Annotated in this window: 13 protein-coding genes; 6 read left to right on the forward strand and 7 right to left on the reverse strand. The window is 66.2% G+C overall.

Going from position 1 to position 13,855, the window contains the following annotated elements; all coding sequences use genetic code 11:
• Nucleotides 1–160: 160 nt before the first annotated feature.
• The 4 genes from AU188_RS02925 to serC form a co-directional block, all read right to left on the reverse strand.
• Nucleotides 161–2,401: a TPR repeat domain-containing protein gene (locus AU188_RS02925; protein ID WP_059162155.1), complete on the reverse strand. Its 2,241-nt coding sequence runs from the start codon at nt 2,399–2,401 to the stop codon at nt 161–163.
• Between the two features lie 9 nt (nt 2,402–2,410).
• Nucleotides 2,411–2,734 (reverse strand): WXG100 family type VII secretion target, encoded by a 324-nt coding sequence (locus AU188_RS02930; protein ID WP_059162156.1) that lies wholly within the window; start codon nt 2,732–2,734, stop codon nt 2,411–2,413.
• A 155-nt stretch (nt 2,735–2,889) separates the two neighbouring features.
• Nucleotides 2,890–3,702, reverse strand: a complete 813-nt coding sequence (gene sepH / locus AU188_RS02935) for a septation protein SepH (RefSeq protein ID WP_059162157.1) — start codon at nt 3,700–3,702, stop codon at nt 2,890–2,892.
• Nucleotides 3,703–3,875: 173 nt separating this feature from the next.
• Entirely contained in the window at nt 3,876–4,988 is a 1,113-nt protein-coding gene (gene serC / locus AU188_RS02940; RefSeq protein WP_059162158.1) for a phosphoserine transaminase, read from the reverse strand.
• 201 nt (nt 4,989–5,189) lie between these two features.
• On the opposite strand from serC, the gene AU188_RS02945 reads away from it, so the two are divergent.
• The 3 genes from AU188_RS02945 (at nt 5,190) to AU188_RS02955 (ending at nt 8,515) form a co-directional block, all read left to right on the forward strand.
• Entirely contained in the window at nt 5,190–5,621 is a 432-nt protein-coding gene (locus AU188_RS02945; RefSeq protein ID WP_286137255.1) for a CAP domain-containing protein, read from the forward strand.
• A 182-nt stretch (nt 5,622–5,803) separates the two neighbouring features.
• Complete coding sequence (locus AU188_RS02950; protein WP_059162160.1) at nt 5,804–6,817, forward strand: AurF N-oxygenase family protein; 1,014 nt, start codon at nt 5,804–5,806, stop codon at nt 6,815–6,817.
• Nucleotides 6,818–6,826: 9 nt separating this feature from the next.
• Entirely contained in the window at nt 6,827–8,515 is a 1,689-nt protein-coding gene (locus AU188_RS02955) for an FAD-dependent oxidoreductase (RefSeq protein ID WP_059162161.1), read from the forward strand.
• Nucleotides 8,516–8,521: 6 nt separating this feature from the next.
• On the opposite strand, the gene AU188_RS02960 is transcribed toward AU188_RS02955, so the two are convergent.
• The 3 genes from AU188_RS02960 to AU188_RS02970 all read right to left on the reverse strand — a co-directional run bounded on the left by AU188_RS02960 (nt 8,522) and on the right by AU188_RS02970 (nt 10,828).
• Nucleotides 8,522–8,977, reverse strand: coding sequence for a VOC family protein (locus AU188_RS02960; RefSeq protein WP_059162162.1), 456 nt, complete (start codon nt 8,975–8,977; stop codon nt 8,522–8,524).
• Between the two features lie 133 nt (nt 8,978–9,110).
• Nucleotides 9,111–9,734, reverse strand: coding sequence for a maleylpyruvate isomerase family mycothiol-dependent enzyme (locus AU188_RS02965; RefSeq protein ID WP_059162163.1), 624 nt, complete (start codon nt 9,732–9,734; stop codon nt 9,111–9,113).
• Nucleotides 9,710–10,828 (reverse strand): citrate synthase 2, encoded by a 1,119-nt coding sequence (locus tag AU188_RS02970; RefSeq protein WP_059162164.1) that lies wholly within the window; start codon nt 10,826–10,828, stop codon nt 9,710–9,712. The genes AU188_RS02965 and AU188_RS02970 overlap by 25 nt, the downstream gene beginning before the upstream one ends.
• Nucleotides 10,829–10,953: 125 nt before the next feature.
• On the opposite strand from AU188_RS02970, the gene pdxH reads away from it, so the two are divergent.
• The 3 genes from pdxH to AU188_RS02985 all read left to right on the forward strand — a co-directional run bounded on the left by pdxH (nt 10,954) and on the right by AU188_RS02985 (nt 13,760).
• Entirely contained in the window at nt 10,954–11,583 is a 630-nt protein-coding gene (gene pdxH, locus AU188_RS02975) for a pyridoxamine 5'-phosphate oxidase (protein WP_059162165.1), read from the forward strand.
• A 113-nt stretch (nt 11,584–11,696) separates the two neighbouring features.
• Nucleotides 11,697–12,356, forward strand: coding sequence for a TetR/AcrR family transcriptional regulator (locus AU188_RS02980; RefSeq protein ID WP_156426546.1), 660 nt, complete (start codon nt 11,697–11,699; stop codon nt 12,354–12,356).
• 96 nt (nt 12,357–12,452) lie between these two features.
• Entirely contained in the window at nt 12,453–13,760 is a 1,308-nt protein-coding gene (locus AU188_RS02985; RefSeq protein ID WP_082684017.1) for a citrate synthase, read from the forward strand.
• Nucleotides 13,761–13,855: the final 95 nt, after the last annotated feature.

Below are 13,855 nucleotides of genomic sequence, written 5' to 3' on the forward strand. Positions count from 1 at the left end.
GGCTCGGCCGTCCATCGGAACCTAAAGCCGTCCAACGTGTCCGGCCAGTTCGCAAACTTGGGTTCAACGGGAGAGGGCGTGGGATCGTCGCGGCCGTGACATCCCACCGTCCCGAGGGTTAGCAGCAGCGCGGCGCACCATCGCGCGACGGTTTTGGCGGTCATTTTCCGGGCTCGGCGGGCGGTTTAGGCAGCGCGTCACGGTAGCGGTCCTCGTAGTCTTCGATCCCGAACTTGACCGACGGGTCAATGCCCTCGAAATAGTTGGTGAACGCGCTCTTGAAGTCGCTCAGACGCACGTCATCGTCCTCAAGGGACTTGAGCTGGCCCGTTGCCGGATCAATCAACCCCCTCTCCGTGAACGCGCTCGCGTCACCGATGTGGTTGTTGAGAAGCTCTTGGGCGATGGAGTGCTGCAGGGCATCAGAGGTGCCCATAGTGACAGGGGTGGGGGCGTTCGGTTTTGGTGCGTCGCCAACAAACATGTCTTGGAGGGCATCGTCGGAAACGCCGTCGAGAATCTGCTGCACTCCCGGCACGTTTGCGCCAAGGGTTTCTGCAAGCTGAAACCACTGCTTCCTATTCTCAAAGGCATTTTGCGCGGCCGCGTTGGCGTCGCTGATCGCGTCGTTGGCGGCGACATTGGCGCCCGCTTCGATGACACCGCGCTGGGTGCCTGCCGACTCCAGGTCGCCAGTGTCGACCAGGCCTCCGTCGATGATGGACTGTTCGAAATTGTGTTGGTACTGCAGGCTATTCAGGTAGGCCTGGCTGTTGAGAGTGGCGGCAGCCTCCTCGTTGGTGTCGATAACCGAGAAGAGCCCCCTGGTGTTGGTCAATCCAGCGTCCACCTTTGGATCGTCGAGCGCGTCGAACCCGCGGGTGTTGTCGAGGTTGTTCTTCATCATGTCGTCGAGGTAGGGCTTGTTGGCCTCGGCGAGTGCTTTGGTGAGTTCCGGGTTCACTTGGCCGAGAGACTGGCCGTCGGTTCCGGCGATGTTGAGCAGCCTGTCGTGGTGGGAGCCGGCCCATAAATCGACTGCGTTCAGGGTTTCCCCCGCCCGCGTGGCTTGGGCCAGCTGCGTGGGGTCGGTTACATCGGTGGGGTTGGCGACCGGTGCGGTGCCGTGCAGAAAACTGCCGGCTGCGGCCCCGTCGTCGGCCCACTGGTGGGTCATCAGGTTCTCGATGAATTCGTCGTTCGGTGGCTTACTACCTTCACCTGCGAGCGCGTCGTACACCGCGATCTGGTCACGCCCGGCCGCCGACAGCATGTCCTGCAACACAGGATCAACCTGTCCCTTTACGAAGGGGACCACGTCTTGCGGAACCTTCGAGTTCTCGAGCATGACCTCAGCTTGCTTGAGCATGTGCTGGTCGAAGGTCGTGCCTGCCTGCAGTGCCGGGTTGCCCTTGTCCACCATCGCGGCTAGGTCGCGAAGTTCTTGGCGCGCTTGCGGATAGACCCCAGGCGCTACGTTGGTCTCTGGGAAGTTCAACGGGAACTTTGTGAGATCGCGTCGTACGGCGTCGGGGAGTGCGTCGAAACTACCCCGCGCCGGCACGTAGCCGCTATCGCCTGGTTTGAGCGATGGGTCGATCCCGGTCGCGCTGATGTGTTCGTTCGACACCATCTGCAGGGCGTCCTGGAGCCGGGCCCCGTCAGTGCCAAGCTTGTCCATCAGCGCCCGAATCTCAGGCGTGCTCTTGCCATCCAGCGATCGTGACAATTGATGCAGGTACTCCATCTGGCTGGCGGGCAGCACCAGGTTGCCGCGCTGCAGCGCCGCGAGCTGCTCCGGCGTAAGCGTGGTGTTCTCGGTAAGCCGCGCGGACTCCTCGGGGGTGAGCTGGCCATCCTGAAGCGAGGTTCCGTCCGCGGCGCCTTGTTCGGTCGGCGTTGCGGGATCGCCGCCCGTCGCTGCGGTCAGCACGCGCGCCAAATCGGCGTCGGTCTCTTCGGCACTAGCCAGCACCGCGACGATCCGGTTCTCGAGGTCGTTGATCTTGTCCGCCAACGCCTTTACTTCCGTGTCGTCCCATCCCGTTGTATCCGGTGGAATCACTGTGTTGGTGGCCATATCGACCGTCACTGCCGGATTCGCGGCGGCGTCCTGGAGAATGCTGTGTAGGTCGTTCTTGACCGTGCGCGCGTCCTGCGCTGATTTCTGCGCGCCGAGCGACACGAGGAACGACTCTTTCGCTGTCATGTCCAGCCGGGTCGCTGAGCGCTCTATTGCCTGCTTCGCGGCCTCGCCGGCCTCACCCCGCCAAGTCGAAAACACTTTCAGATTGCGTAGGGCCTGGGCCTGCTCGCCGCTCGTGCGGGCGCGCTGTGCCGCCGCCTCCGAGACTTCGTCGATTTGTTCAGGCTCCCACCGTTGAACATCGGCCAACGACATCCCCAAGGGTCAGATCCCCATGTCGTCAAGTTTGCTGGCAGCGTTGACAATATTTAATGCGCCCTGGTTGTCGGTCGTCGTATACCCGGCCGCAGCGGCCCGGAAGTTTCCAGCATGCCCAGCGATTTCCGAATACAGGCCTGCCGACTCCTGTTCCCACTTCGCTGCTGCAGAGGCCAGCGTGGTGGCACTCGTACCGATCCATCCTGCCTGAGCAGCGCCCATGCGCTCGTGGGCGGAACCATGCCCTGCCCGCAGATTGTCGGCGGCTAGATCAACGTGATCGGCGGCCATTCGCACATCCACCGGATCAACGCGCAAATCCCCGGACATTCAGACCCCTTTGAGCGAAAACGACGCGGCCGCAGTTTGCTGGACGATCTTAGCATCACCGGCCGGCGCCCAACGTCGCCAAGATTCCCAGCGGTTAGGAGACCGCCGAGATCAAAGACGCAACAAGCTAGTGGATAGCGGTTCGGGGATAAGGCTTACCGTTGGCCGCTGGACCGCACACCCAGCAGGACGTCCTCCCAAGCCGGCACCGCCGGCTTCGCCTTACCCCTGCGGGGCTTCGGCTGCTGCGGCGCGACAGCCTCGGACGCAGTTCCGGGCGGTTCGGGCGCGGTGGCCTGCAGCGGCGGGTCGATCGGCAGCGTCGGCTCCTCGACCCGGACCTCCGGCTCGCGCAGCGCTGCCACCGGCCGCAGCGGACGCGCGAAGCTCGGGTCGATCAGCTCGGATGCCGCGTCGTCGAACGCCGTCACGGTGCCGCCGTGCGCGCCAGGGGTGTAGCGGAAGTGTGCGACGTTGTCGGACATCCCCGCCTTCCACGCCAACTGCACGGTCCAACGACCGTCCTCGTTGCGCCATGCGTCCCACATGGGGGCGTCCGGGTCGAGACCGCGCGCGATCAACGCCGTCGTGACCGTTTCCAGCAGCGTCAACACGGACGGGCCGTCGGGAAGGACCGGATGGGCGGCCGTTGCCAGTTCCGCCGCTCGGGAACGCTCCAGCAACACCGGATGGGCAAACCGCTCGATGCGGGCCACGTCGACGCCCGACGCCTCTGCAACCTGCGCGACGGACGCACCGGCCCTGATTCTGGCCTGAATCTCTTTGGGGCGCAGCACGTTTTGCACCTCGGTCTCGTTTCGTGTCTGGCTCAAGCCGACTTGGTCGCCACGAATGGCGGCCCGCAAACGTTCGTCGGGCCGCAGGATGAACTTGTCACCGGAGTCGGCGGCCTCGCAGATGATTCGTTTGCCGTCAACGTCGAGTCCGACGACTTTGAGTTCTCGCATGGCGACCTCCTCCGGGCTAGCGCCAAGCCCGTTCCCCGGACAGTACTGCGTTATCGGCTTGTTACCTGGTAGGACACGCGGGGAGAGCAAGCCGCCCCGCGCCCGTTGGTCGCGGCTAAAGCCGCTCCCGGCCGTTGGTCGCGGCTAGAGCCGCTCCCGGCCGTTGGTCGCGGCTAGAGCCGCTCCACCACCCAGTCGATGCACGCGGTGAGCGCGCTGACGTCGTCGGGGTCGACGGCCGGGAACATCCCGACCCGCAACTGGTTGCGGCCGAGCTTGCGGTACGGCTCGGTGTCGACGATGCCGTTCGCTCGCAGCGTCTTGGCAACGGCTCCGGCATCGACGTCGTCGCTGAAGTCCACGGTGCCGACGACCTGTGAGCGCAACTCCGCATCGGTCACGAACGGCGTCGCGAACGGTGCGGCCTCCGCCCAGCCGTACAGCCGCTGCGACGAGTCCGCCGTGCGCTTGACCGCCCAGTCCAGGCCGCCGTTGGCCAGCATCCAGTCCAGCTGCTCGGCAAACAGCACCAGAGTGCCGATGGCCGGGGTGTTGTAGGTCTGGTTCTTGCTGCTGTTGTCGATGGCGATCGGCAGCGAGAGGAACTCCGGCACCCAGCGGCCCGAGCCTGCGATCGCCACGACCCGGGCGAGCGCGGCGGGCGACAGGATCGCCACCCACAGCCCGCCGTCGCTGGCGAAGTTCTTCTGCGGCGCGAAGTAGTAGACGTCGGATTCGGTGATGTCGACGGGCAGGCCGCCGGCCGCGGAGGTGGCGTCGATCGCGATCAGAGCATCTCCGGATCCGTCCGGGCGTTGCACGGGCACGGCGACGCCCGTCGACGTCTCGTTGTGTGCCCAGCCGATCAGGTCGACCGACGGGTCCGACTGCGGCTTCGGCGCGCTGCCGGGATCGGCTTTGATGACGACGGGGTCACCGACGAACGGGTTCTTGGCCACCGCCGAAGCGAATTTCGAACTGAACTCGCCGTAGGTCAGGTGCAGTGAGCGTTTGTCGATGAGACCAAACGCCGCGGCGTCCCAGAATGCGGTGGTGCCGCCGTTGCCGAGGATCACCTCGTAGCCGTCGGGCAGCGAGAACAGCTGACGCAGCCCGTCGCGTACCCGGCCCACCAGGTTCTTGACCGGCGCCTGGCGATGCGACGTGCCGAACAGGTCGCCGGCGGCGGCGAGCGCGGCCAGCTGTTCCGGCCGGACCTTGGAAGGCCCGCAGCCGAAGCGGCCGTCGCGCGGTTTGAGGTCGGCGGGGATCGTCAGGTCGGCCATGCGGTCAACGATAGTGACCGGGCTTGCGCACCGGCCGCCGGGAGGGGCGGACAGAAAATCCGGGAAATGTGGGTAAACGGTCGATATAGAGACCTCGCTGTGTCCATACTGTGACCAGTCGGGGACTGCAGCTCGAGCCCAGGGGGGCACGTGATGAGTCTTGCGAGGACTTCGACACTGACAACGCTCTGCGCAGCCGCGGTGACGCTTTTCAGCCCGCTGTTCGCGGTTCCTGCCCACGCCGACGAGGGCGGTGCGTTGCTGAACGAGATCAACGCCACGCGCGCGGCCAACGGCTGCGGTCCCGTCGCGGCCAACCCGCAACTCTCGGCGGCCGCATCACGGCAGGCCAACGACATGCTGGCCAACGGCGTGGTCAACCACACGGGCTCGGACGGTTCCTCCGTCGTCAAGCGAATCACGGACGCCGGCTACACGTCGTATGCCAATGTCGGCGAGATCATCTTCTGGAGCACCGGCGTGGGCGCCGTCCCGGCTGCGGCGGTCAACTGGTGGATGAACAGCCCCGGCCACCGCGCGATCATCACCGACTGCGGCATGACCGAGGCCGGGTTCTCGGTCCTGCGCAACGGCAACAGGGCAGCCGCGGTCGGCGAGTTCGGCGAGAAATAGGCAGCGCCGCTCGACCGGCCGGTATCTGGCCGTCTGTCGCGAACTGTGGCCGCCGTCACATCTCAGTCACCAACCGCCGGTGTGACACATCGCGCAACGGGGTATGTTCAGTAGGCGATACCTGCGGTACCGTTGCTGGACATTAAAGGCGCAGATGTAAACCTCACAGGGGAGGTCTGAAGATGGCCCGGACTCGTATGGTCAGGCGTTGGCGTCGCAACATGGAAGTCAGCGACGACGCCCATTACGTCGACACGCTCACCACGCTGTCCGAGGGCTCGGTGCGGCGCAACTTCAATCCGTACACCGACATCGACTGGGATTCGCCGGAGTTCGCGGTCGTGCCGAACGACCCGCGCTGGGTCCTGCCGGCGACCGATCCACTGGGCCGCCACCCCTGGTACCAGGCGCAGCCGCTCGAGCGGCAGATCGAGATCGGCATGTGGCGTCAGGCCAACGTCGCCAAAGTCGGTCTGCATTTCGAGTCGATCCTCATCCGTGGCCTGATGGAGTACGCGTTCTGGACGCCGAACGGGTCGCCGGAGTACCGGTACTGCCTGCACGAGGCGGTCGAAGAGTGCAACCACACGCTGATGTTCCAGGAGATGGTCAATCGCATCGGGGCCGACGTTCCCGGTATGCCGCGGCTGCTCAAGTGGATTCAGCCGCTGATCCCGCTGGTGGCCGGGCCGTTGCCCATCCCGTTCTGGTTCGGCATCCTCGCCGGCGAAGAGCCGATCGACCACACGCAGAAAAACGTGCTGCGCGAAGGCAAGTCCCTGCATCCGATCATGGAAAAGGTGATGGCGATCCACGTGGCCGAGGAGGCCCGCCATATCTCGTTCGCCCACGAGTACCTGCGCAAGCGGGTTCCGCACCTACCGCGGCGCAAGCGGTTCTGGTTGTCGCTCTATGTCCCACTGACCATGCGGATCCTGTGTTCGGCGATCATCGTCCCGCCGAGGGCGTTCTGGAAGGAATTCGACATTCCGCGCTCGGTGCGCAAGGAGGTCTTCTTCCGCTCGCCCGAGTCCAAGCAGATGCTGCGCGACATGTTCGGCGACGTCCGGATGCTGTGCCACGACACCGGCCTGATCAATCCGATCGCCAAGCTCATCTGGCGGATCTGCAAGATCGACGGAAAGCCGAGCCGGTACCGCAGCGAGCCGGCGCGCCAGCACGTGGTCGCCGCCTAGGGGGCTTTTGTGCCGCATGTGATCACCCAGTCGTGTTGCAGCGACGGGTCCTGTGTCTACGCGTGTCCGGTGAACTGCATCCACCCGTCGCCCGACGAGCCGGGCTTCGCCACCGCCGAGATGCTCTACATCGACCCGGTCGCGTGCGTGGACTGCGGCGCGTGCGTATCGGCCTGCCCGGTCGGAGCCATCGCGCCTGACACCAGGCTGGAGCCAAAGCAGCTGCCGTTCGTCGCGCTGAACGCCGCGTTCTACCCCGAGCGCGAGGGCAAGCTGCCGCCGACGTCGAAACTGGCGCCGGTCATCGAGGCGCCGGTGGTGTATCCCCGGCCCAGCGGACCGCTCACCGTGGCGATCGTCGGCTCGGGGCCGGCGGCGATGTATGCCGCCGACGAGCTGCTCACCCAGAAAGGCGTGCGGGTCAACGTCTTCGAACGGCTGCCCACGCCCTACGGCCTGGTGCGCGCGGGTGTTGCTCCCGACCATCAGAGCACCAAGGGCGTCACCCGGTTGTTCGACAGGGTCACCCGCGAGCCCGGCTTCACGTTCTACCTCAACGTCGAGGTCGGCTCGGACCTGACGCACGACGAGTTGCTCGCGCACCATCACGCCGTGCTCTACGCGGTCGGCGCGCCCAACGACCGCCGCCTCGACATCGAGGGCATGGACCTGCCGGGCACCGGCACCGCAACGGAGTTCGTGGCCTGGTACAACGGCCACCCCGAATTCACTGAATTGCCAGTCGATCTCAGCTCCGAGCGAGTGGTCCTGATCGGCAACGGCAACGTCGCACTCGATGTCGCACGCATCCTGACCGCCGATCCCGACGCGCTGGCGCGCACGGACATCTCCGATCATGCGCTCGCCGCGCTGCGCGCCTCCAAGGTGACCGAGGTGGTGATCGCCGCTCGGCGCGGCCCGGCGAACTCGGCGTTCACGTTGCCAGAGTTGATCGGGCTGACGTCGACGAGCGAGGTGGTCCTCTCGGCCGCCGACCACGATCTGGTCAGTCGCGACCTTGCCGACGCGCAGGCTCCGCTGACGCGCAACAAGCTGGAGCTGTTGAGCAAGCTCGGCGACGCTTCGGCGCCGGTGACGCGGCCCCGCATCCGGTTGGCGTATGACTTGACGCCGAAACGGATTGTCGGCGGTGTCCGCGCCGAAGCGATCGAGTTCACGCTCACCGGAACCGAGGAAGTGCATCGACTCGACACCGGGCTGGTGCTGACCTCGATCGGCTACCGCGGCAGACCGGTTCGCGGGCTTCCGTTCGACGAAACCGCGGCGGTGGTGCCCAACGACGGTGGTCGCGTAATCGACCCGCAAACGGGTGCACCGGTCGCCGGCAGCTACGTCGCGGGCTGGATCAAACGCGGTCCGACCGGGTTCATCGGCACCAACAAGTCCTGCGCGGCGGAGGCGGTGCGCAATCTCGTCGCCGACTACAACGACGGCCTGCTGCGCGACCCCGACAGGGCTCGAGCCAAGCCGGCCGCGCTCGACAGGCTCGTGCGCAGCCGGCGGCCCGACCTGGTCGACGCCCGTGGGTGGAAGGCGATCGACGCCGCCGAGATCGCCCGCGGCGGAGACGACCGGCCCCGCGTCAAGCTCACCACCGTCGCCGAGATGCTCGCCGCGGCGGCAGACGCCCCCGCACCGCCGCTCGGTCGGCGTCTGCTCGCCGGGCTACGCCGATAGCGCCGGCTACTGGTGCTGCTTGACCGCCTTGTCGATCTCCTCTGGGCTGACCTCGCGCACCGGCTGACCCATCGACCACAAATGTCCGAAGGGGTCACGCAGCTCGCCGTAGCGGTCGCCCCAGAACATGTCGTCGAGCGGCATCACGACCGTCGCGCCCGCGTCGACAGCCTTCTGGAACTTGGCATCGACGTCATTGACGGTCAGGTGGATGGTCACCGGCGAGCCGCCGAGCGCTTCCGGCGTCGCCGACTTGCCGTCGTTCATCTCGGGAAAATCGTCGTTGAGCATCACCAGCTTGCCGTTGATCCGCAGCGCGGCGTGAAACAACTTCTTGCCGTCGGGCCCCGGGACGCGGCCGAGCTCCTCGGCGTCGAAGGCTTTGACATAGAAGTCGATCGCCGCGGCACCGTCGCTGACCGTGAGCATGGGGGATACGTCGGGCTGAACCTCGATGGCCATTCGGAAGTTCCTTTCGATTCTCGGTCTTCCCCCACAGGGGGCTTGCAGTACCGACCAGGCGATTGCGCTCAATTCATCGCCACTTGGGGTACGTGAGCCATGCAACCACGACGCACCGACAGAAAGCGGTGGCTCAGACGACCGAGTACGACGGCGGCAGCGCATCGCGCCCGGTGAGCGCCAGCAGCACCGGGTCGCCGTCCTGCCCGGCCGCGATGCGCGCCGCCAGGACCAACGCCTCCTCGAGTACCGCAGGTGGCAAGGCGAACGAAATGCCAAGGGCACGGGCGATATCCAAGCAGTGCACCGCCAGCTCGAACGTCCGCGTCGGCAGATAGGTCTGCAGCCGGATGCCCAGCCCACCGAGCACGGTCATCAGTGGGTCGTCGACGGCATCCAGTTGGGTCAGTGCGCGCGAAACCAGCGCCTCGACGGCACCGGCCGGATCGTCACCGAGATCCCGGCCCGCCTGCCTGCCGCGCTCGGCGACCTCGGCGGGGTCCATGCCCAACGCGGCGGGGTTCACCCGCGCGTAGTACTCCTGCGGTGTGGCGATGTCCTCGCGCTCCGCGGGGGCCCCAAGGTAATCGATCACCGTGGTCAAGGACCGCGACGTGTGACCGACGAGCGAACGCAGGTCCCACTCCCCAAGGCCGGGACCGGACCACGCGTCGGCGGGAATCCGCCCGACCAGACGCGCGAAACTGTCTGCCGCCGAGGCGAACGCCGTCGTCACGGCCGGACGACTCGGTCCCATCCCTCGACCGACTCCGGGCTGCGCGGCCCCGGTCCGACGTAAATCGCCGATGGGCGCACCAGCTTGCCGAGCCGTTTCTGCTCGAGGATGTGTGCGCACCAGCCGGCGGTGCGCCCGCAGGTGAACATCGCGGGCATCATCCTGGTCGGCACCTGCGCGAAGTCGAGGATCACCGCTGCCCAGAACTCGACATTGGTCTCGATGGCACGGTCGGGCCGCCGTTCCCGCAACTCGCTCAGCGCGGCCTGCTCGAGCGCCGCGGCCACCTCATAGCGTGGCGCCTCCAGCCGCTTGGCGGTCGCGCGCAGCACCCGGGCCCGCGGATCCTCGGCTCGGTACACCCGGTGCCCGAAGCCCATCAGCTTCTCGTTGCGGTCGAGGATCCCCTTGACGACCGCGCGGGCATCGCCGGTCTGCTCGGCCTCCTCGATCATCGGGATCACCCGCGCCGGGGCACCGCCGTGCAGCGGCCCGCTCATCGCGCCGATCGCACCCGAGAGAGCGGCCGCCACGTCGGCGCCGGTCGACGCGATCACCCGCGCGGTGAATGTGGACGCGTTCATGCCGTGCTCGGCGGCGCTCACCCAGTACGCGTCGATGGCCTCGACATGCCTGGGATCCGGCTCGCCCTGCCAGCGGGTCATGAACCGTTCGGTGACGGTCGAACATTCGTCGATGGTGCGTTGCGGGACGGCGGGTTGGTGAATGCCGCGGGCGGATTGCGCGACGTAGGACAGCGCCATCACCGACGCGCGGGCGAGGTGGCCGCGGGCGGTCGCATCGTCGATGTCCAGCAGCGGGGGATAGCCCCAGATCGGGGCCAGCATCGCCAGGCCCGCCTGCACGTCGACTCGGACATCGCCGCTGTGGATGGGCAGCGGAAACGGTTCGGCGGGCGGCAGACCGTCGCCGAACTTCCCGTCGACCAGCAGCGCCCACACGTCGCCGAAGGTCACCTTCTGGTTGACCAGATCCTCGATGTCGACGCCGCGGTACCGGAGCGCGCCGCCGTCCTTGTCGGGTTCGGCGATCTCGGAGGTGAACGCGACCACGCCTTCGAGGCCGGGCACGAAGTCTTCAGGCACCGCACTCATGGCCAGATTCTCGCACTCGACTTTCGGGTGCCATCTACCGGTTGATCGGACCGGGCCGCACGGCTTGGGCGTAGCGTTGTCGCGTGGCGGCGGTAGGCCCGGAAAACCCAGAGCACTTGGCGAGGATGCGGGTGGAATACGGCTCAGCGGAGAAGGACGGTAGCCCCGACCTGGATGCCGACTGGCTGGACGACGGCTGGGCTGCGTTGTTGCGCAAGTGGTTAGCCGATGCCGAACGCGCGGGCGTCGCCGAACCGAACGCCATGGTGGTCGGCACCGTCGACACGCAGGGCAGGCCCGTGACGCGCTCGGTGTTGTGCAAGAGCGTGGCCGAGGCCGGCATCACCTTCTACACCAACTACGACTCCGACAAGGGCGCGCAACTGGCCGCGACGCCGTACGCGTCGGCCACCTTTCCCTGGTACCTGCTGGGTCGCCAGGTTCACGTCCGCGGACCGGTGACGAAGGTGTCCGCGGAGGAGACCGCCGACTACTGGTCCAAGCGGCCGCGGGGATCTCAACTCGGTGCGTGGGCGTCGTACCAATCCAAGCCGATCGCCTCGCGTGCGTCGCTGCTGGAGCAGCTCGCCGACGTGACAAAGCGATTCGCCGCATACGACGCGGTTCCGGTGCCGCCGAACTGGGGCGGCTACCTGATCGCCGCCGAAGTCGTGGAGTTCTGGCAGGGCCGAGAGGACCGCATACACAACAGGATTCGCGTCCAGGGCGACCGCATCGAACGGTTACAGCCGTAGCGCCGGTAGCCGCGCACTCCTTCGCTAGCGCGCGTCTTACCGAGCAAATCGTGACGTCGACCATCGTTACGGGAGGTCAATTTCTTAGCTCTCTCATATGTTCGGCCGTTAGGATGCCCTTCGTGTCCGACGGTACCGGGGCGCAGGCTGTCGGCCTGCGCGAGCGCAAGAAGCAGCGCACCCGGGCCACCCTCATCGATGCGGCCGTCGAGCTCTGCAACGGGCAGGGTTTCGACAACACCACCGTCGAGCAGATTGCCGCGGTCGCCGACGTCTCGCCGCGCACCTTCAGCCGGTACTTCCCCACCAAGGACGCCATCGCGCTGGCGTTGGTCGACGAGATAATCGACCAAACCGCCATCGAACTGGCTCGGCAACCTGAGGACCTGAACCACTTCGAGGCGATCCTGCGGGCCTACGTCACGATGGCCAGGGCTTCCAAGCACGCCGGGCCCGGCGAGCTGACTGCTGAGCGGATCTTGTGCATCACGCGGATCGTCCTGTCGTCGCCGGCGCTGCGGCAGGTCACCGTCGAGTTCCGCGGCAACGCGATCGAGGTCGCGTTGGCCAAGCGGATGGGGGTCCCGCTGGACGACCGGCGGGTCCGGTTGGCATCGGTCATATGGGGTGCGGTGATCGTGACCGCGCTCAACGATGCGGTGCAGGTCAGCGGGGATCCGTCGAAGGCGTCCATAGATGACCTGATCGAGCACTTGGAGGCGGTCTTCGCGGAGTTCGCCGACCTGACGGGAACCCTCCGGCAGGTCGTCTGAGCAACTGAGCGCCCCCGGCGGGGCACGCCCGCCGGAATGGGACTACCTTTTGTAGAGCAATGTTCGATTACTCCCAGCAGCGACGAAGGGATCCTCGTGGCCGATAACGCGAAGAGTGGGGAAGGGCAAGCCACCCTCTCGTACCCCGGTGGCACGCTTGACCTTGACATCGTTTCCGCCTCCGAAGGCGCCGATGGCATCGCGCTGGGTTCGCTGCTGTCCAAGACCGGCTACACCACGTTCGACGAGGGCTTCGTCAACACCGCTTCGACCAAGAGCGCGATCACCTATATCGACGGCGACGCCGGCATCCTGCGCTACCGCGGCTATCCCATCGAGCAGCTCGCCGAGAAGTCGAACTTCATCGAGGTCAGCTACCTGCTGATCTACGGCGAGCTGCCCTCCAAGGAGCAACTGGCGGAGTTCACCACGCGGATCCAGCGGCACACGCTGCTGCACGAGGACCTGAAGCGGTTCTTCGACGGTTTCCCGGCCAACGCGCATCCGATGCCGGTGTTGTCCAGCGCGGTCAACGCGTTGTCGACGTACTACGAGGACTCGCTCGACCCATTCGACGACAACCAGGTCGAGCTGTCGACGATCCGGCTGCTGGCCAAGTTGCCGACCATCGCGGCGTACGCCTACAAGAAGTCGGCGGGCCAGCCGTTCCTGTACCCGGACAATTCGCTGACGCTGGTCGAGAACTTCCTGCGGATGACGTTCGGTTTCCCGGCCGAGCCTTATGAGGTCGATCCGGAGATCGTCCGCGCGCTGGACATGTTGTTCATCCTGCACGCCGACCACGAACAGAACTGCTCGACGTCGACGGTGCGGTTGGTCGGTTCGTCGCAGGCCAACCTGTTCACCTCGATCTCCGGCGGCATCAACGCGCTGTGGGGTCCGCTGCACGGCGGGGCCAACCAAGCGGTGCTGGAGATGCTGGAGAAGATCCGCCAGGCCGACTTCGACGTTCACGAGTTCATCAAGAAGGTCAAGAACCGCGAGGACGGCGTGAAGCTGATGGGCTTCGGCCACCGGGTCTACAAGAACTACGACCCGCGCGCCCGCATCGTCAAGGAGCAGGCCGACAAGATCCTCGGCAAGCTCGGCGGCGACGACGAGATGCTCGACATCGCCCGGACGCTCGAGGAAGCCGCGCTCACCGACGACTTCTTCATCGAGCGCAAGCTCTACCCGAACGTCGACTTCTACACCGGTGTGATCTACCGGGCGATGGGCTTCCCGACGCGGATGTTCACCGTGCTGTTCGCGCTCGGCCGGCTTCCCGGGTGGATCGCGCACTGGCGTGAGATGCACGACGAGGGCAGCGGCAAGATCGGCCGTCCGCGCCAGATCTACACCGGCTACACCGAACGCGACTACAAGGACGTCAACAGCCGCTAGGCAATCTGCTCATTCCGCGAGTGACCGTGCTTGTACAGCGACACGCCGAGTTCGCGTGTGCAAGAGTGGTCGCTCACGCCGTATGAGCGCGCAGT

Origin of the sequence: Mycobacterium sp. IS-3022 (assembly GCF_001500065.1) — a bacterium.
Taxonomy (GTDB): domain Bacteria; phylum Actinomycetota; class Actinomycetes; order Mycobacteriales; family Mycobacteriaceae; genus Mycobacterium.

What these genes read in the sequence shown, in the direction of transcription:
- AU188_RS02930 (WP_059162156.1), bottom strand. Translation starts at nt 2,734, where the DNA reads ATGTCCGGGGATTTGCGCGTTGATCCGGTGGATGTGCGAATGGCCGCC.
- AU188_RS02950 (WP_059162160.1), top strand. Translation starts at nt 5,804, where the DNA reads ATGGCCCGGACTCGTATGGTCAGGCGTTGGCGTCGCAACATGGAAGTC.
- sepH (WP_059162157.1), bottom strand. Translation starts at nt 3,702, where the DNA reads ATGCGAGAACTCAAAGTCGTCGGACTCGACGTTGACGGCAAACGAATC.
- AU188_RS02965 (WP_059162163.1), bottom strand. Translation starts at nt 9,734, where the DNA reads ATGGGACCGAGTCGTCCGGCCGTGACGACGGCGTTCGCCTCGGCGGCA.
- pdxH (WP_059162165.1), top strand. Translation starts at nt 10,954, where the DNA reads ATGCGGGTGGAATACGGCTCAGCGGAGAAGGACGGTAGCCCCGACCTG.
- AU188_RS02960 (WP_059162162.1), bottom strand. Translation starts at nt 8,977, where the DNA reads ATGGCCATCGAGGTTCAGCCCGACGTATCCCCCATGCTCACGGTCAGC.
- AU188_RS02925 (WP_059162155.1), bottom strand. Translation starts at nt 2,401, where the DNA reads ATGTCGTTGGCCGATGTTCAACGGTGGGAGCCTGAACAAATCGACGAA.
- AU188_RS02980 (WP_156426546.1), top strand. Translation starts at nt 11,697, where the DNA reads ATGCCCTTCGTGTCCGACGGTACCGGGGCGCAGGCTGTCGGCCTGCGC.
- serC (WP_059162158.1), bottom strand. Translation starts at nt 4,988, where the DNA reads ATGGCCGACCTGACGATCCCCGCCGACCTCAAACCGCGCGACGGCCGC.
- AU188_RS02970 (WP_059162164.1), bottom strand. Translation starts at nt 10,828, where the DNA reads ATGAGTGCGGTGCCTGAAGACTTCGTGCCCGGCCTCGAAGGCGTGGTC.